Annotated in this window: 18 protein-coding genes and 2 tRNA genes; 6 read left to right on the plus strand and 14 right to left on the minus strand. The window is 66.5% G+C overall.

The features are described from left to right. Nucleotides 1–41: 41 nt before the first annotated feature. From rpsR to rpmB, 4 genes are read right to left on the minus strand one after another with little or no spacing between them, the layout of a single operon-like run. Nucleotides 42–296: a 30S ribosomal protein S18 gene (gene rpsR / locus BLU62_RS23510; RefSeq protein ID WP_074852296.1), complete on the minus strand. Its 255-nt coding sequence runs from the start codon at nt 294–296 to the stop codon at nt 42–44. 23 nt (nt 297–319) lie between these two features. Continuing rightward, nucleotides 320–625: a 30S ribosomal protein S14 gene (gene rpsN, locus BLU62_RS23515; RefSeq protein WP_074852297.1), complete on the minus strand. Its 306-nt coding sequence runs from the start codon at nt 623–625 to the stop codon at nt 320–322. Next, nucleotides 625–789: a 50S ribosomal protein L33 gene (rpmG, locus tag BLU62_RS23520; protein ID WP_074852298.1), complete on the minus strand. Its 165-nt coding sequence runs from the start codon at nt 787–789 to the stop codon at nt 625–627. The genes rpsN and rpmG overlap by 1 nt, the downstream gene beginning before the upstream one ends. Next, a complete protein-coding gene (gene rpmB / locus BLU62_RS23525; protein WP_074852299.1) occupies nt 789–1,025 on the minus strand; it encodes a 50S ribosomal protein L28 in 237 nt (78 codons plus the stop codon). Before rpmB ends, rpmG begins: the two co-directional genes overlap by 1 nt. Before the next feature lie 100 nt (nt 1,026–1,125). Here rpmB and mrf point away from each other — a divergent pair, with 100 nt between their 5' ends. The 5 genes from mrf to BLU62_RS23550 are packed head-to-tail and all read left to right on the plus strand — an operon-like array spanning nt 1,126 to nt 4,637. Continuing rightward, nucleotides 1,126–2,469, plus strand: coding sequence for a ribosome hibernation factor-recruiting GTPase MRF (gene mrf / locus BLU62_RS23530; RefSeq protein ID WP_074852300.1), 1,344 nt, complete (start codon nt 1,126–1,128; stop codon nt 2,467–2,469). Nucleotides 2,470–2,522: 53 nt separating this feature from the next. Continuing rightward, a complete protein-coding gene (locus BLU62_RS23535) occupies nt 2,523–2,774 on the plus strand; it encodes a type B 50S ribosomal protein L31 (RefSeq protein ID WP_074852301.1) in 252 nt (83 codons plus the stop codon). Nucleotides 2,775–2,805: 31 nt separating this feature from the next. Then, nucleotides 2,806–3,054 carry a hypothetical protein gene (locus BLU62_RS23540; protein WP_074852302.1) on the plus strand — a complete coding sequence of 83 codons (249 nt, stop codon included), beginning with the start codon at nt 2,806–2,808 and terminating at the stop codon, nt 3,052–3,054. Beyond that, a complete protein-coding gene (locus tag BLU62_RS23545; RefSeq protein ID WP_074852303.1) occupies nt 3,044–3,877 on the plus strand; it encodes an SDR family NAD(P)-dependent oxidoreductase in 834 nt (277 codons plus the stop codon). Before BLU62_RS23540 ends, BLU62_RS23545 begins: the two co-directional genes overlap by 11 nt. Before the next feature lie 40 nt (nt 3,878–3,917). Further along, nucleotides 3,918–4,637: a type 1 glutamine amidotransferase domain-containing protein gene (locus BLU62_RS23550; protein ID WP_074852304.1), complete on the plus strand. Its 720-nt coding sequence runs from the start codon at nt 3,918–3,920 to the stop codon at nt 4,635–4,637. A gap of 7 nt (nt 4,638–4,644) precedes the next feature. On the opposite strand, the gene BLU62_RS23555 is transcribed toward BLU62_RS23550, so the two are convergent. Further along, the gene (locus tag BLU62_RS23555; protein ID WP_074852305.1) at nt 4,645–5,214 is read right to left on the minus strand and encodes a TetR/AcrR family transcriptional regulator; all 570 of its coding nucleotides are present in this window, start codon (nt 5,212–5,214) and stop codon (nt 4,645–4,647) included. Nucleotides 5,215–5,290: 76 nt separating this feature from the next. Between BLU62_RS23555 and BLU62_RS23560 the strand changes: the two genes are divergently transcribed. Next, entirely contained in the window at nt 5,291–5,857 is a 567-nt protein-coding gene (locus tag BLU62_RS23560; protein WP_074852306.1) for a dihydrofolate reductase family protein, read from the plus strand. Nucleotides 5,858–5,969: 112 nt separating this feature from the next. Here the strand turns inward: BLU62_RS23560 and BLU62_RS23565 are convergent. From BLU62_RS23565 to dnaA, 9 genes are all read right to left on the minus strand, one after another. Next, nucleotides 5,970–6,045: transfer RNA gene (locus BLU62_RS23565), tRNA-Ala, on the minus strand. Nucleotides 6,046–6,105: 60 nt separating this feature from the next. Then, a tRNA-Ile gene (locus tag BLU62_RS23570) sits at nt 6,106–6,179 on the minus strand. 67 nt (nt 6,180–6,246) lie between these two features. Further along, nucleotides 6,247–7,071 carry a DUF3566 domain-containing protein gene (locus BLU62_RS23575; protein WP_074852307.1) on the minus strand — a complete coding sequence of 275 codons (825 nt, stop codon included), beginning with the start codon at nt 7,069–7,071 and terminating at the stop codon, nt 6,247–6,249. A gap of 105 nt (nt 7,072–7,176) precedes the next feature. Further along, nucleotides 7,177–9,666 (minus strand): DNA gyrase subunit A, encoded by a 2,490-nt coding sequence (gene gyrA, locus BLU62_RS23580; RefSeq protein ID WP_074852308.1) that lies wholly within the window; start codon nt 9,664–9,666, stop codon nt 7,177–7,179. Between the two features lie 98 nt (nt 9,667–9,764). Further along, nucleotides 9,765–11,828: a DNA topoisomerase (ATP-hydrolyzing) subunit B gene (gene gyrB, locus BLU62_RS23585; protein WP_074852309.1), complete on the minus strand. Its 2,064-nt coding sequence runs from the start codon at nt 11,826–11,828 to the stop codon at nt 9,765–9,767. A 345-nt stretch (nt 11,829–12,173) separates the two neighbouring features. Beyond that, the gene (locus tag BLU62_RS23590) at nt 12,174–12,761 is read right to left on the minus strand and encodes a DUF721 family protein (RefSeq protein ID WP_074852310.1); all 588 of its coding nucleotides are present in this window, start codon (nt 12,759–12,761) and stop codon (nt 12,174–12,176) included. Then, nucleotides 12,754–14,004, minus strand: a complete 1,251-nt coding sequence (gene recF, locus BLU62_RS23595) for a DNA replication/repair protein RecF (RefSeq protein WP_074852311.1) — start codon at nt 14,002–14,004, stop codon at nt 12,754–12,756. The genes BLU62_RS23590 and recF overlap by 8 nt, the downstream gene beginning before the upstream one ends. Before the next feature lie 37 nt (nt 14,005–14,041). Further along, nucleotides 14,042–15,211, minus strand: coding sequence for a DNA polymerase III subunit beta (gene dnaN, locus BLU62_RS23600; protein ID WP_074852312.1), 1,170 nt, complete (start codon nt 15,209–15,211; stop codon nt 14,042–14,044). Between the two features lie 730 nt (nt 15,212–15,941). Continuing rightward, nucleotides 15,942–17,477, minus strand: coding sequence for a chromosomal replication initiator protein DnaA (gene dnaA / locus BLU62_RS23605; RefSeq protein WP_074852313.1), 1,536 nt, complete (start codon nt 17,475–17,477; stop codon nt 15,942–15,944). Nucleotides 17,478–17,697: the final 220 nt, after the last annotated feature.

A 17,697-nucleotide genomic window follows, 5' to 3' on the forward strand; every position in this document is an offset into this window, starting at 1 on the left:
TTCGAACCGAACCGGGGGCGGCGATGTGTTGTGTCCCTGCTTCAGCGAGAGTTGTAGGGCAGCAACGCCATCTCCCGCGCGTTGCGGATCGCGGTCGCGACCTGGCGTTGTTGCTGGGGCGTCAGACCGGTGAGCCGGCGACTCCGGATCCGTCCCTTGTCGCTGAGGAACTGCCGGAGTAGCCCGATGTCCTTGTAGTCCACCGGGTTCCGGCCGTCCACGCGAACCCCGAGCGCTACCAGCTGGTTCTTCTTGCGGGCGGGACGTTCGTCCTCGCGACGTGCTCTGCGTGCCATGAGCTATCTCCTGTGATCGTCGTTCACCAGCTGGACTTGCGGATGCCGGGTAGCTCGCCACGATGCGCGAGTTCGCGGAACCGCACCCGCGACAGCCCCGCTTTCCCGATGTGGCCGCGGGGCCGGCCGTCAACGGCGTCGCGGTTCCGCAACCGGGTCGGACTCGAGTCGCGCGGGAGCCCGTGGAGCCGACGCCGGGCCTCCTCGCGTTCGGCGCCGGTCGAGTCCGGTGCGGCGATGACCCGCTTGAGCTCCGCGCGCAGGGCGGCGTACCGCGCCACGATCTCCCGCCGCTGTTCGTTGCGGACGATCTTGGATTTCTTCGCCATCAGCGGTCCTCCTTGAAGTCGACGTGGGCACGGGCGATCGGGTCGTACTTGCGGAGCACCATCCGATCCGGATCGTTGCGACGGTTCTTGCGGGTGACGTAGGTGTATCCCGTTCCGGCCGTGGACCGGAGCTTGATGATGGGCCGGATCTCGTTGCGGGCCATCAGATCTTCTCCCCCCGTGCGCGCATCGTGCGCAGCACGGACTCGATCCCGTACCTGTCGATGGTCGAGATTCCCTTGGTGCTCACACGAAGCGTGACGAACCGACCCTCGCTCGGTACGAAGTACCGCTTGCGCTGGATGTTCGGGTCCCAGCGCCGAGACGTACGGCGGTGCGAGTGCGAGACCTGTTTGCCGAAGCCCGGTTCACGGCCGGTGACTTGGCATCGACGAGACATGGCGTCCTCCTTATTGACAATGATTGGCATTAGCGACGCCGTCACGGTACCGTCGAGCCGACCTAAATGGAAATAATTGCCAATAGTCTGGAGTGTGGACATGGTGGACCAGAACGCCGCCGACGGGCAGATGAGATTCCTCCCGGCCGACGACCGAACGCCGGTCATCCTGGTGACCGGCCTCGACCGGCCCGCACTCTCGCGGATCGCCGACGCATTGATCGCCGAGCACGGCTCTGTGCAGGTCCACCACGATCTGACCGGGGTCGGCGAAGGTCAGGTGGTGCGGACGCTGAGCTGGCACGAACTCGACGGCCGTCGCCGCCAGGCTGTCACCGTGATCGAACTCGCCCACGGCTGCGTGTCGTGCACCCTGCGCGAGGATCTGTTGCCCCTGCTCCGGCGCCTGCACCGGCGATCATCGGTTCGACGCATCGTTCTCACCCTCGACCCGATCCTGGAACCCGAGCGGATCGCCTGGTCGGTCGAGCACGTGGTCGTCGACGGCCTGCCCGGTGTACCCGCGGCGCCTGCGGCTCTCGACGTCCGGGTGGATTCCACGATCGCGGCTGTGGCAGAGGATGGCTGGCTCGATCAGGCAACAGGAGATCTCGCGCTGTGCGAGGTCCTGCCGGTCCCGCCCGACGACGAGCGCACGCTGGCCCAGGTCGCCGTCGGGCAGGTCGCGTTCGCGGACGCCCTCGTCATCGCCGGAAGTGATGCCGCCGCTCGGGACGCCTGGGAGTCGGCTCGCCTCGCGGCCGTACTCAAGCGCCTGGCACCGAGGGCGCCGATGATGTTCGAGTTGCCGGAACGTCCGATCACTCCCCTGCTCATGGAGCATCTCCGCGCCGCGATCCCGCGCTCCTCGCGGCGCGGACGAATCGACGGACCACACGACCCGCTCCTCGCCGACGAACCCTCCCTCGACCCGGACTGCGGGGTCACCTGGATGGAGTTCCACACCGACCGACCCATGCATCCGGGCCGCCTGCACGACGCGATCGATTCCCTGCTCGACGGCGTGGTCTGCGCCCGGGGACGGCTGTGGCTGGCGACGCAGCCCGATGAGGCCCTGTGGCTGGAGTCGGCCGGAGGCGGCCTCCGCGTCGCACCGGGCGGCAGCTGGCTGGCCGCCATGGACGACGACGAACTCGCCCGGGTCTCGCCCGAGCGTCGCGCCCTCGGCGCGCTGCGCTGGGACGACACCCACGGGGACCGTCATTCGTCGCTGGTCGTGCTCCTCCACCGCGGCGATCCGGCCGACATCACCGAAGCCTTGCGCGCCGCCTGCGTCAACGATGTGGAACTCGCTGCCGGACAGGAGTTCTGGGACACCCTCGACGACCCGTTCGGCCAGTTCCACGCAGACCCGTGTGACGACGTCGACATCGAGGCGCCGATGGCCGACAGTCCCGCGACCGGGGACTCCTCCGACCACTGACGCACGAGCACCGCCCGGACAACCCTCACCCGCCCACGAACAGCGAGATCACCGTGAAGAAGAACATCCATCCCGACTATCACCCCGTCGTCATCCAGGACGCATCCACGGGCAGACAGTTCGTGACCGGGTCCACCGCCACGTCGTCGACGACGATCACGTGGTCCGACGGAAATGTGTACCCGCTCATCGTCGTTGACGTCACCAGCGACTCGCATCCGTTCTACACCGGGGTGTCGACCATCCCCGATGTGGCAGGCCGGGTCGAGAAGTTCCGGCGTCGCTATCCACATCTGAACCGGTGACGTATCGCCGATACTCAGGCATGGTGGAGGGATGGCGGACAACGAGCAGCCGGACTGGACGACGACCCGAGACGACCTGAAGGCAGATCCCGACATGCCCGAGCAGCCCGACGAGCAGGGCGGCCCGGACTCGGTGCTCCCCACGGCCGACGACTCCCCCATCGGCGAGACGCAGCGCATCCGCGAGGAGAAGGCCACGTACGACGCCGCGCCCGCGGACGCCGATTCGGCGAAGGACCATGCCGTCGGCGGATCGGAGGGGACCGCTGATGGCCGGTGAACAGCGCACCATCGTCCTGACGGGTGCCAGCGACGGAATCGGTGCCATCGCGGCGCGGGCACTGGCCGGACCGTCGACCAACCTGATCCTCGTCGGGAGGTCCTCACAGAAGCTGGCGCCCATCGCCGCCGAGACCGGGGCGACGCCGTTCACCGCGGATTTCGCCCATCTGTCCCAGGTGCGTGATCTGGCCGCTCAGATCGCCGGCAGCGTCGACTCCATCGACGTCCTGATGAACAACGCCGGCGGAACGTTCAATCCGTCTCAGCGGACCGCAGACGGGCACGAGCCCAACTTCCAGATCAATCACCTGGCACCGTTCCTGCTGACCAATCTGCTGCGCGACCGGCTCGCCGCCGCTGGGTCGTCGCTGGTCCTGAACACCGCCAGTGTCGGCAATCTCGCCGGGAGTGTCGATCTCGACGACCTGGACTTCGACAGGCGCCGGGCGTTCGGCGGGCGCACCTACGGGACCGCGAAACTGATGAACATCCTGTTCACCCGCGGCATCGCGCAACGCTGGACCGACGACAAGATCTATTCTGCTGCAGTGCATCCCGGTCCTGCGGCGACAAGTTTCGGCCGCGACTCGCGGCTGGTCGGGCTCGCCTACCGCTCGCCCATCGCGCGTTTCGTGACGATCACGCCGGAGCAGGGCGCCGCCCCGCTCATCGCACTCGCCGAACGCGGTGCGGATCCCTCGATCAACGGCGTGTACTTCAGCCGCCACAAGCCGAACGGACTCGAGAACCGGCAGGCCCACAACCAGAGGCTCATCGACGGGCTGTGGGAGAAGTCGGCAGAACTGACCGGGCTCAACTGACTGACCCGCTGAGGGGTCATCCCAACCGAAGGAGGGCAAGATGACACATTCAATTCTCTTCGTCATGACCGGCGCCGACTCGTGGACGCTGAACGACGGGTCGAAACACAAGACGGGTTTCTGGGCCGAGGAGGCCGTCGTACCGCTCGAGGTGTTCCGGGAGGCCGGATACGCGGTGACCGTCGCGACGCCCGGCGGCGTGCGTCCCCCGGTCGACGAGGGCAGTCTCAGTCCCGACGTCGTCGGATCCGCCGAACGCGCCACACAGATGCGGCACCTGGTCGACACCGATCCGGAGTTGCAGGATCCGATCTCGTTGTCCGACGTCGACATCTCCGACTACGACGCGGTGTTCGTACCCGGCGGGCACGGACCGATGGAGGATCTGGCGGTCGACACCGACGCCGGCGCGCTGCTCATCGCCGCCGATCAGGCCAAGAAGACCATCGGCGTCGTCTGCCACGGACCGGCGATCCTGCTGGCCGCCACCGGCGAGGACGGAGTCAACGTCTTCTCCGGCCGCACGGTGACGTGCTTCGGCAACGCCGAGGAGCAACAGGCCGGGCTCGCCGACAAGGCCCCGTGGCTGCTCGAGGACCGGCTCACCCACGCCGGCTTCAAGGTGACCCTCGGCCTGCCGTGGACCGTACACACCCAGGCCGACGGCAACCTCCTCACCGGACAGAATCCGGCGTCGTCGGAGAAGTTGGCACGCGAGGTTCTCCACCGCGTGAAGAAGCTCGCAGAGCAGTCGGCCTAGCGCCGACTCACGCCGGCAGCAGTCCGTCGACGAGAGCGTCGACGATGTCGTCGAGGCGCTCGTCGGGGAGAAGCGGTCCGGTGAGCTGGTCGAGGATCAGCCCGTCGACCGCGTAGTGGAACAGTGCGATCTCCCGTGCCGTACCGGGCAGTCCCGCCTGCTCGTTGAAGGCCACGTCCCCCGCGAAGCCGGTACGACGCCACTCACCGATGATCTCGGCGACCTCGGGTCGTCGGATGCCCTCCAGGCGTAGCTCGATCAGGGCGATCGTCACCTCCCGGTTGGCGAGGAGGCGTTCGACGATGTTGCGCAGGTACTCGCCGAAGAGCTGTCGGCTCGGTGGCAGGCCGGTGCGCTCGGCGATGAACTCCTCGCTGGGGGCCAGTCGCTCGCCGATTCGCTCGACCAGGCCCTGCAGGAGCGCTGAGCGATTCCGGAAGTAGTTCGTCGTCGTTCCCTGGGGGACGCCTGCCTCCCGATCCACCGCGCGGTGGGTGAGCCCCCGTGCCCCCGTCGTCGCCAGGACCGTCAGTCCCGCGTCGGCGAGTGCGCGTCGTCGTTCCTCGTTTCGGGCCATACGGAAAACGATAGCGCGAACCACTACAGCTGTTGTACATTGCAAACCACTACACCTGAAGTGATTGGAGTGAGCTATGCGTGAACTCGTGTACTACGTGGCGGTGAGCCTCGACGGCTACATCGCGGGGCCGGACGGAGAGTTCGACGCCTTCCTCGTCGAGGGCGATCACATGGCCGGCATCAACGAGCGGTTCCCCGACACGATCCCCACCGACCACGCCGCAGCTCTCGGGATCGACCAGAGCGGCGGCGGCTTCGACACCGTCCTCATGGGAGCCAACACGTACGCCGTCGGGCTGCCGGCCGCACCGAGTCCCTATCGGCATCTCGACCAGTACGTGTTCACCCATCGCCCGCCGGCCCCGGTCGACGGCGTGACCTTCACCGACCGCGACCCCGTGGAACTGGTGCGCGAACTGAAGTCCCGCGACGGCAAGGACGTCTGGCTGTGCGGCGGCGGGTCGCTGGCGACGCAGCTGGCCGGCGAGATCGATCGATTGGTGCTCAAGCGGCAGCCACTGCTGTTCGGGGACGGGATCCCGCTGTTCACCCCCGGGACGTACGCGCCCGGACGGTTCGATCGCGTCAGCAGCCGGGAGTTCGGGACCGGGGTGTCGTTCACCGAGTACGTCCGTGCATGACCCGCTCACATTTCCCGTTCCCGCTCACCGTCATCGGGTGAGCGGGAACGGGGATAGTGAGCGAAAGCAAAAAGCACCACCGGATCCGGTGGTGCTTTTCTGGTTCGTGCTGTGGTGGAGCCTAGGAGATTCGAACTCCTGACATCTGCCTTGCAAAGGCAGCGCTCTACCAACTGAGCTAAGGCCCCGTGCCGACCGGAATCGGTCGACGGGATGCGATTTCGGAAGTCCGGAAACGTCCGTCGCAGTGGGCCTAGGAGGACTTGAACCTCCGACCTCTTCGTTATCAGCGAAGCGCTCTAACCGCCTGAGCTATAGGCCCTTGAACCGAGAAGTGAGGTTACCCGACGGATCCCCGACCAACCAAAACGGCTGGTCAAGGGCTCGACTCAGTCGAGATCCGCGAGTGTCACCTCGGCACCGCCGACGAGGTCGGCACAGATGTTGTAGATGTAGCTGCCGACGGTCGCGAGCGCCGTCAGCAGGATGGCGTTGACGGCCCCCAGAAGGGCCGCCACGCCGAAAACCGTGCCCGCCCCGATGACATCCCCGGCGGAGCTGGATTCGTCCGCCACGAGCGTTCCGAAGCTGTTGTTCACCTGATCCCAGATGCCCATGCCGTCGAAGATCAGGTACAGCACGGCGACCGCGATCATCCAGATGAAGAAACCGACGAACGACAGCACCGCGGCGATCTTGAAGGTCGCCCACGGGTCGATCCGACGCAGTTGCACCGCGGCACGCAGAGCCGTTCCCGGCCCCACCTGACGCGGCGCCGACCGCGGGACCGCCTTCGACGGTGCGGGCGCCGGCGCCTCCGGCGGACGCTTCAGATCGGCGGTGTGGTGGATCTGATCGAGGTCGGGCAGATCCTGTCCGGGCAGGTTCTCCCGGTCGATCGTGCTCGTCGGCGATTCGACGAACCCCGGCTCCTCGGTCGCCACGGCCGAACCCGGCCGCCGAGGATTGTCGAGCTTGGTGACGGGAGCCTGCTGACCGCTCATGCTCGCCGCGGCCGTGCCGCTGTTGGTGACGACGCCGCGCGGCGGCGGGCCGCCTCGGGACTCGGGCGGCGCGGAACCAGACGAATCCTCGGCCGGTCCCCGCTGCCACGGCGGCACCAGCCCACCGGTCGGTGTGCCCGTACCGGGGCCGGACGGGCTCCCGGCCGGGCGCCCGTTCTGCTCCGGGGTCGGCTCGTTCGGTGTGCTCACAGGCAATCCCTCACTCTGGCGTCACTGCCGATCGACATCGACGCGTCGGGTCACTTTCCAGACGTCACCGACTTCCTCGGCTGCACGTGTTCTCAACCCTAACGCCTACTCCGAGGCGTCCGTCTCCTCCGGCTCGTCGGCGTTGCGGGCGATCGCGATGACGGTGGTGCCCTCGTCGATGTTCATCAGACGCACACCCTTGGTCTGGCGACCGGCCTTGCGAACCTGCTTGGCCGCGGTACGGATGACGCCACCGTTCGAGGTGATCGCGTACAGCTCCGAGTCGTCGTCGACGATGAGCGCACCGATGAGTTCACCGCGCCGGCGATCGTGGGCGATGGTGAGCACGCCCTTGCCGCCGCGCCCCTGGACCGGGTAGTCGTCCATCCCGGTGCGCTTGGCGTAACCGCCCGAGGTCGCGACGAGCAAGTAGGTGCCCTCGCTGACCACGTTGAGCGACAGCAGGGTGTCGTCGGCGTTGAACCGCATCCCCTGGACACCGGACGTCTGACGACCCATCGGACGCAGCGTCTCGTCGTCGGCGTGGAACCGGATCGACTGACCCTTCTGCGACACGAGCAGCAGATCGTCGTCGGCGCTGCACAGCTGTGCGCCGACGAGTTCGTCCTCACCGCGCAGGTTGATCGCGGCGATGCCGCCGGAGCGGTTGGAGTCGAAGTCGACGAGCTTGGACTTCTTCACCAGACCGTTGCGGGTGGCGAGCACCAGGTACGGCGCGTCCTCGTAGGTCTTGAGCTGGATGACCTGCGCGATGCGCTCCTCCGGCTGGAAGGCCAGGAGGTTGGCGACGTGCTGGCCGCGCGCGGTGCGGTTGGCCTCGGGCAGTTCGTAGGCCTTCGCCCGGTAGACGCGACCCTTGGTGGTGAAGAACAGGATCCAATCGTGGGTCGAGCACACGAAGAAGTGCTTGACGATGTCGTCCTGCTTGAGTCCCGCGCCCTGCACACCCTTGCCGCCGCGACGCTGGCTGCGGTAGAGGTCGGTCTTGGTGCGCTTGGCGTAGCCGGTCTCGGTGATCGTGACGACGACGTCCTCGCGGGCGATCAGATCCTCGTCGCTGACGTCGCCGTCGGCCGCGATGATCCTGGTGCGGCGCTCGTCGCCGTACTTCTCCACGACCTCCTTGAGCTCGTCGCGCACGATGGCGCGCTGACGCTCCGGCTTGTCGAGGATGTCCTTGTAGTCGGCGATCTCCAGCTCGATCTCGGCCAGTTCGTCGACGATCTTCTGGCGCTCCAACGCCGACAGACGACGCAGCTGCATCGCCAGGATGGCGTCGGCCTGGATCTCGTCGATGTCGAGGAGCTCGATCAGGCCGGTGCGCGCGGTGTCGGTGTTGGCCGACCGGCGGATCAACGCGATCACTTCGTCAAGTGCGTCAAGGGCTTTCACCAGACCGCGCAGGATGTGCGCGCGTTCCTCGGCCTTGCGCAACCGGTACCGGGTGCGGCGCACGATCACGTCGATCTGATGCGCCACGTAGTAGCGGATCATCTGGTCGAGACGCAGGGTACGGGGCACGCCGTCGACGATCGACAGCATGTTGGCGCCGAAGCTGGTCTGGAGCTGGCTGTGCTTGTACAGGTTGTTCAGCACGACCTTGGCGACCGCGTCACGACGCAGCGTGACGACGATGCGCATGCCGACACGGTCCGAGGACTGGTCCTCGATCCGGCTGATGCCCTTGAGCTTTCCTTCGTTGACCTGCTCGGCGATCGACTGGATCAGGTTGTCCGGGTTGACCTGGTAGGGCAACTCGGTGACCACCAGAGTGGTGGTCCCCTTGTTCTCCTCGATGTCGACGACGCTGCGCATGCGGATGCTGCCGCGGCCCGTGGTGTAGGCGTCCTTGATGCCCTGGCTGCCGACGATCAGTGCGGCCGTGGGGAAGTCGGGTCCCTTGATGCATTCCATGCAGGCGGCGAGAGTGGTCTCGTCGTCGGCATCATGGTTCTCGAGCGCCCAGAACACCGCATCCGCAACCTCATTGAGGTTGTGCGGCGGCATGTTGGTGGCCATACCGACGGCGATACCGCCGGATCCGTTGATCAACAGGTTCGGGATCCGCGCGGGCAGAACCGTCGGCTCCTGGGTCTTGCCGTCGTAGTTCGGCGTGAAATCGACTGTCTCCTCGCCGATGTCACGGAGCATCTCCATGGCCAGCGGGGTGAGGCGGGCCTCGGTGTAACGCATGGCGGCCGCGCCGTCGTTGCCGCGCGAACCGAAGTTACCCTGTCCGTCGATGAGCGGGTAGCGCATCGACCACGGCTGGGCGAGACGCACCAGGGCGTCGTAGATCGCGGTGTCGCCGTGCGGATGGTAGTTGCCCATCGTCTCCGCAACGGGTTTCGCCGACTTCACATAGCTGCGGTCGGGACGGAACCCGGCGTCGAAGGATGCGTAGAGCAGTCGGCGGTGCACCGGCTTGAGACCGTCGCGCACCTCGGGGAGCGCGCGGCCCACGATCACGCTCATCGCGTAATCGATGTAGCTCTTCTGCATCTCCTGGCCGAGATCGACGGGTTCGATCCGGTCGCCTTCACCGTCGGCGGGCGGCAGAGTGGTGTCAGTCATTTCAGTTCTTTCTGCCAGTGGTTTCGAGGCTCGGCGCTAGCGCGCCTCGCACCTCAACCAGCGGGGGAAGCATCAGCACGAAGCTGACCTGGTGACGTTCAGACATCAAGGAAGCGAACGTCTTTCGCGTTACGGGCGATGAAGCTTCGACGTGCGGCGACGTCCTCACCCATGAGGATGGAGAACAGTTCGTCGGCGGCCGCGGCGTCGTCGAGCGTCACCTGACGCAGGACGCGCACCGCCGGATCCATGGTGGTCTCCCACAGTTCCTTGGCGTTCATCTCGCCGAGACCCTTGTAGCGCTGGATGCCGTCGTCGGTGTTGATCTTCTTGCCGGCCGCACGCCCTGCCTCGAGAAGACCGTCGCGTTCGCGGTCGGAGTAGGCGAACTCCGGCGCCGACTTCTGCCACTTCAGCTTGTACAGCGGCGGCTGTGCGAGGAACACGTGACCATGCTCGATGAGCGGACGCATGAAGCGGAACAGCAGCGTCAGCAGCAGCGTCGAGATGTGCTGGCCGTCCACGTCGGCGTCGGCCATCAGCACGATCTTGTGATAGCGCAGCTTGGCGATGTCGAACTCGTCGTGGATGCCGGTGCCGAAGGCGGTGATGATCGACTGGACCTCGGCGTTCTTCAGGACGCGGTCGATGCGGGCCTTCTCGACGTTGATGATCTTGCCGCGCAGCGGGAGGATCGCCTGGTACATCGAGTCGCGACCGGACTTGGCGCTACCGCCGGCCGAGTCGCCCTCCACGATGTAGACCTCGCACTTGGTGGGGTCGTTGCTGCGGCAGTCGGCGAGCTTGCCGGGGAGACCGCCGATGTCGGTTGCGGTCTTGCGGCGCACCATCTCTCGCGCACGACGCGCGGCCATGCGGGCCTGGGCGGAGTCGGCGGCCTTCTTGATGATGATCTTGGCCTCGGCGGGATTCGCCTCGAACCAGTGACCGAGGTGCTCGTTGCAGGTGCGCTGGACGAAGCCCTTGATCTCGGTGTTGCCGAGCTTGGTCTTGGTCTGGCCCTCGAACTGCGGGTCGGAGACCTTCGCCGAGATCACCGCGGCGAGACCCTCGCGGATGTCGTCGCCGGTGAGCTTGCCGTCCTTCTCCTTGATGAGCTTCTTCTCGAGGGCGTACTTGTTGACCGTGCTGGTCAGCGCGGCGCGGAAGCCCTCTTCGTGGGTGCCGCCCTCATGGGTGTTGATCGTGTTGGCGAAGGTGTGCACCGACTCCGAGTAGCCCGCGTTCCACTGCATCGCGATCTCGACCTCGTGTCCCTCGCCCTTGGCGCTGAACCCGATGACGGTGTTGTGGATCGACTGCTTCGTGCGGTTGAGGTGCTTGATGTAGTCGACGAGACCGTCCGGGTAGTGGTAGGTCCGGGTCTTCGGCTTGGCCGCGGCCTGGGCCTTCTCGGTCTCCGTCTGCACGACCTCGGCGACGTCGGTCGCGGGTGCGTCTTCGTCGCCGTTGGCATCGCCCGGCGGTTCGACGGCCTGCGGACGCTGATCGGTCAGCGTGATGGTCAGGCCCTTGTTGAGGAAGGCCATCTCCTGCAGACGACGCGCCACCGTCTCGGCGTTGAACCGGGTGGTCTCGGTGAAGATCTCGGGGTCCGGCCAGAACCGCACCGTCGTACCGGTCTTGCGCGTGGCGTCGCCCTGTTCGAGGGCGCCCGGCTTGGCGTAGGTGTAGGTCTGCTCCCAGTTGTGACCGTCGCGCGCGATCTCCAGCTCGACCTTGGTCGACAGGGCGTTGACGACCGAGATGCCGACGCCGTGCAGACCACCGGACACCGCGTAGGAGTCCGAGTCGAACTTGCCGCCCGCGTGCAGCTGGGTCATGACGACCTCGACGGTCGGCACGCCCGTACGGTGCTTCTCGACCGGGATGCCACGACCGTCGTCGACGACCTGGACGCCGCCGTCCTCGAGGAGCGTGACGTCGACGCGGCTCGCGAAGCCGGCCATCGCCTCGTCGACCGAGTTGTCGACGACCTCCCAGATCAGGTGGTGCAGGCCTCGTTCACCGGTGGAACCGATGTACATGCCGGGCCGTTTGCGGACGGCTTCCAGACCTTCGAGGATGTTGATCGAGTCGGCGCCGTACTCCGACGGCTTCTTCTTGCTCTTCTTGGGTCCGGTGTCGTTGGTGTCGGCCACGAGGTGCGTCCGCTCCTGTTCTGCTCATCGACGGATCCCAGGGGACCGGGGATCCGTCGTCGATCTACTCGACCAGGGGGCACGCAGGACGATGCGCACGCAGGTGTGCCCGGGACTTGCCCGGCTGGCCTGAGGGCGACGGTTGATCTGCCGTTGTGGTCCCCTGTCGGGACAACTCCTCACAGTGTACTGCCTGACTTGCCCAGGAACGTGCATCCGGGGCCGCTAACAGGCCCTCAGATCGATTATTTTGGATAGTTCCCGGTTCGATCATGGCCTGGGGAGGAAAATCGGCTCACAGGGCGCAGCGACTAGTAATCTGTTCCGGAGTCTGCTACGCCCGCTCTACCCGTAGGTGTCCCGCGGGCCCCTCCCCCGCACATGTCGCTCGCCTTTTCGCCACGACGGGCCCTTCGGTCCACTGATGCGCAGGGACTTCACCACGCCGTCACCGACGGCGGCCGCAATCTTCGCGAGGATCTGCGCCTGCACATACCGCAACTGCGTCGCCCATGCGGTGGACTCGGCCTGAACATGAAGTATGTTGTCGCGCAACTCGATCGGCTTCGCGTGAGCGGCGATGTCGGCACCCACGATCTGGTCCCACATGCCGAACAGGGTGCCCTCGCCGATCTTCTCCTGCCAGCCGCGATCCTTCGCCAGACCACCGACGAGACGACCGAACGGCTGCGGATCCCGCGCATCGGGACCCGAACCGGACCAGCGCCGACGGCTCTGGGCGGCGCGGGGTGTCCGGCGGGTCGGCGACGCACGACCACGCCCCACCGACTTGCCCGCCGCGCGTGCCGCGGCCCGAGCCTCTTCGAGAGCCTTCCGGGCGCGCTCGTATCCCCCGAGTTCACCCGGCTCGATCGGCCGGTTCGCCGGTTCGCCGGCTCCCGCCTGAGTCGGCGGGTGGGCTTCGTCACTCATCGGATACCCCGCTCACCGATTCATCTACCTGCGGGAGCTGTGACCCCCCGAGCCGTGTGCCCCCTGGCTGAGTTCGACCGTCCGCCTCGTCACCGATGACCGTGGATCGACGCCCGTCTTCATCGTCGACGACGTCGACGAAGATCCGGCGGCCGCCGATCTCCCCCGGGATGTCGTCGGCAACGGCGGCGGTGATGAGCAACTGCTCGGCACCGGCGGTGAACTCCACGAGTTTCTTGCGCCGTTTGGCATCGAGTTCGGCGAACACGTCGTCGAGCATGATGACCGGTTCGATGCCCTCGGCACGTGTCAGCTCGACGGATCCGAGCCGCAAGGCCAGTGCCAGAGACCACGATTCACCATGGGAGGCAAAGCCTTTCGCGATGTCGGTGCCGAGGATGATGTCGATGTCGTCGCGGTGCGGACCGGCCAGACACATCCCGCGCTCGATCTCCTTGTCGCGCAATTCGCCCAGTCGCGCGGCGAGGATCTCACTGATCGACTCGGCCGTCGCGACCTCGAACCCGATGCCGCCGGCGGGCCGGTAGCTCAGGGTCGCCGGTCGCGAATGCGGCGCGATCGACGCATAGGACCGGGTGAAGTGTGGTTCGAGTTCGGCCAGCACCTGCAGCCGTGCCGCGGTGACCTGACCACCGAGATCGGCCAACTGTCCGTCCCAGACGTCGAGGGTGCTGATCACCGAATCGGCCTGGTCACCACCGCGACGCAGAGCGGCGGCCGCCGTCTTCAGCAGCGCCGACCGCTGTCGCAACACCCGGTCGTAGTCGGCACGCGCGGCGACCCACCGGGGACCGCGCTGCGCGACGAGTTCGTCGATGAAGCGTCGCCGGTCGCTGGGATCCCCTCGTACGAGCGACAGATCCTCGGGGGCGAACAGCACGGTCCGCAGGATCCCGAGCAGGTCGCGGGAGCGTCGTGCCGGACTCTGGTTGATCGACGCCTTGTTGGCCCCCTCGGCATTGATCCGCAGCTCCGCGGTCAGTTCCCGGCCTTCGTTCTCGACGGTGGCCGTGACCAGCGCCGACGCGGATCCGGAGTGCACCAGCGGGGAGTCGGAACCCACCCGGTGCGACCGCAGGGTGGCCAGGTAGAACAGCGCCTCGAGCAGGTTCGTCTTGCCGAAGCCGTTCCGGCCGGTGAAAACCGTCGGGCCGGGCCGCAGATCGAGATCGACGGCCCGCCACGAGCGGAAATCCCTCAGGTGCAGCTCACGAACGAACACTTCGGCGGCGCGATGATCGGCGGTGATGCGGTGCGGGTCAGCCCGGCAGGCGGACCGGCATCAGCAGGTAGCTGAACGCACTCTCGGGGGCGACGAAGGCGCCGGACTCGTCGGCCACCGGATCCTCGCCGCTGGCCGGGCGCAGGACCGCCGGGCGGCTCGGGGTGGTGAAACCGAAGTCGACGCTGTCGGCGTTGATCGCCGACAGACCGTCCTGGAGGTAACCCGGGTTGAACGCGATGGTCAGGGGCTCGCCGTGGAACGACACCGGCAGCTCTTCCTCGGCCTTACCCGCTTCGTCGCCGCCGGCGGTGAGCAGCACGGATCCCTCGGTGAACTCCATGCGGACCTGCGCGCCGCGCTCGGCGACCAGGGCCACACGACGGATCGCCTCGATCAGCGGTGCGCTGTCGATCGTCGCGACCGCGGTGTGGCTGGCCGGCAGCAGCTGGCGGAACTTGGGGAACTCCGCGTCGAGCAGGCGGGTGGTGGTCTTCTTGGTCTCACCGAGGATGCCCAGGATCCCGTCGGAGCCGATGGCCGCGCCGCCGCCGAAGGCCAGCGAGACGACGCCGGTGCCCTCGGATCCGGCGGTCTTGGCGCTCTCCGAGAGCGTCTTCGCCGGGACGAGAACCGCACCCTTGGTGTCGGGGTCCGAAGGCTCCCACTGCAATTCGCGAACCGCGAGGCGGAAACGGTCGGTCGCCGCGAGGACCACGGAGTTGCCCTCGATCTCCACGCGCACACCGGTCAGCATCGGCAGGGTGTCGTCCTTGCCGGCCGCGACGGCCACCTGGGAGATCGCCTCGGCGAACAGCTGCGACGGGATGGTGCCGGTGATCGACGGGACGTCGGGCAGCTGCGGGTAGTCCTCGACCGGCATCGTCGGCAGGGAGAACTTGGCGCTACCGCAGGTGATCGCGACACGTGCACCGTCGAGGGTCACGTCGACGGGCTTGTTGGGCAGAGCTTTGGTGATGTCGGCCAGCAGTCGACCGGAGACCAGCACCTGGCCGGGCTCGGCGACCTCGGCACCCAGGTTCTCCTGGGCCGAGACCTCGTAGTCGAATCCCGAGACCGTCAGGCCGGTCTCGCCGACGTTGAGCACCACGCAGCCCAGAACGGGTACCGGCGGACGAGAGGGCAGGCTTCGAGCGACCCAGGCGACGGAATCAGCGAACTCGTCACGTGCGACACGGAACTTCATGCTGGGAGGTTGCCCTTCTCTCTCGTGCGGTCGGCATGCCGAAGCCGAAGCGACGGCATGGTCGATCACGTCCCACTCCGGGAATCCCACTGTAGAACGCCACCGCCGAGGCCGGGATGGTTGGGGCCAAGTCAGTCCATCCGGGAGGCCGGGCTCGGCAGTGGGCCGGATGGGTGTTTGTGCACAGTCCTTCTTACAAAAGATTTCTTTATAGGGAAGGATCCATCTCAGTAATAGGAACTGTGAAATCTGTGGACAACCGTCGCATCGGGCCAGTCGGAGCGGGTGCGGGGGTGTGCATCACCGGTGGACTGTCGTTGAGCCGAATCCCAAGAATCTGTGGAGAAAACTTGTTGTTCGCGCGGCGTCCACCGTCGGTGCACAACTGATCTCCTGTTGTCCCAAGGCGATCCACAGCCCGCGACGGCCGGAAATTGTCATTCTCTCCGGCCCGTCGAGTGCGGGAGAACACAGGAAACACGGCGCGCGAGTCTCGACCCGGAGAGCAGAGTTGTGGTTCCGACGGGGTGTCGGAGCGACCTCGATACGCGGCGTCCTCACTTCGTTCGGGGGGCGCTACCCGGTCGGCAGGCAGCCCTCTGTCAGTTGAGTGGGTCGAAACCCGCCGCACATCCGGCCAGAGAGCCCCCAGATCGCCCCTGACATACGAAACGCGCCTCCCGTGCGAGGCACGAGAGGCGCGTGGAGAGCGAGAAGAGAAGGACGCCGGTCAGCCCACCGCACGCTGCTTGATGCGGGCGGTGAGTTCCTGGACGTGGTCGTAGACCTTGCGTCGTTCGGCCATCTCCTTGCGGATCTTGCGTTCGGCGTACATGACGGTCGTGTGGTCGCGGTCGAACGTCTCGCCGATCTTCGGCAACGACAGGTCGGTCAGCTCGCGGCACAGGTACATCGAGATCTGACGTGCCTGCGCGATGGACCGGGTCTTGCCGGGGCCGCGTAGTTCCTCGACCGAGATGTCGAAGTACTCGGCGGTGATCGCCAGGATGCTGGCGGCGCTGACCTCCAGGGTGCCGGAGTTGGGCAGCAGTGCCTGCAGCACCACATCGGCGAGCGACTTGTCGAGCGCGGCGTCGTTGAGCGAGGCGAAGGCCGTCACACGGATCAGCGCACCCTCGAGCTCGCGGATGTTGCGTTCGATCTTCGACGCGATCAGTTCGAGGACGTCGTCGGGCACGGCGATGTTGTCCATCTGTGCCTTCTTGCGCAGGATGGCGATCCGGGTTTCCAGATCCGGCGGCTGAACGTCGGTGATCAGTCCCCACTCGAATCGCGTGCGCAGCCGATCTTCAAGTGTTGCAAGCTGTTTCGGCGGTCGATCGGACGAAATGACGATCTGCTTGCTGGCGTTGTGGAGGGTGTTGAAGGTGTGGAAGAACTCCTCCTGGATACCTTCTTTACCCACCAGGAACTGGATGTCGTCGACGAGCAGCACGTCGACGTCGCGGTACCGGCGCTTGAACGCCACTCGCCGGTCGTCACGGAGCGAGTTGATGAAGTCGTTGGTGAATTCCTCGGTCGAGACGTACTTCACGCGCATCCCGGGGAACAGGCGCTGGGCGTAGTGCCCGGCCGCATGGAGAAGGTGGGTCTTACCCAGTCCCGACTCCCCCCAGATGAACAGCGGGTTGTACGCCCGTGCCGGAGCTTCGGACACCGCGACCGCGGATGCATGCGCGAACCGGTTCGACGCACCGATGACGAAAGTGTCAAAGGTGTACTTGGGGTTCAGGTTTGCGCCCGACGGCGACGGCGTGGTGGTGGTCGGCCGCTCGGCGAAGTACGACGCCCAGTCGCCCGAGGGGCGTTGGGTGTCGGCACCCGGCGCGGATCCGTGTCCGGGCGTCGCCGGGTATCCGGCACCGATGGCCGCACCCGGGACCGGGGAGTAGTCGACCGCGCCTGTGCCGTTCACGGTGCGGGGATCGGGTGCTGCCGGCTCCGGGGCCGGTTCGTCGTTGCGGGGCGTCTGGATGCGGACACCGAGATCGACCGGCTCGTTGAGATGACGGCTGAGGACCGACCGGATGGTCTCGCGCAGATTCCGCTCGATCTGTTCCTGGACCAGAGCGGTCGGCACGGTGAGAAGGGCGAAGCCCTCGGTGAGTGTGAGGGGACGGACCAGTGACAGCCACGCCTTCTGCTGGCGGGTCAGTGGTTCGTGGTCACGTGCGGCTTCGTCGTCGTTGAGTTCGGCGACGACCTGTTGCCACACCTCACCGAATGTGTCGCGGTCTGAAGTCACGGGGCTGGCCTCCTGACCCGGAAAACTACCAGCGTTGACAGGGACCGGGGCACCCACGTCATCAACCGCATCTCTCCACAGAGTTATCCACACCTGTGTACAACGGTGATGACGAACTTGGGACTTTGGTCGGTACCTTCGGTTCCCGGGGACGATTCGTGGTGTCCCGGCGGGGGCTCGCGGCCGACGCTGTGACAGAACGTAACAGAGGTCTCGGCGG

Source organism: Gordonia westfalica (genome assembly GCF_900105725.1).
Classification (GTDB): domain Bacteria; phylum Actinomycetota; class Actinomycetes; order Mycobacteriales; family Mycobacteriaceae; genus Gordonia; species Gordonia westfalica.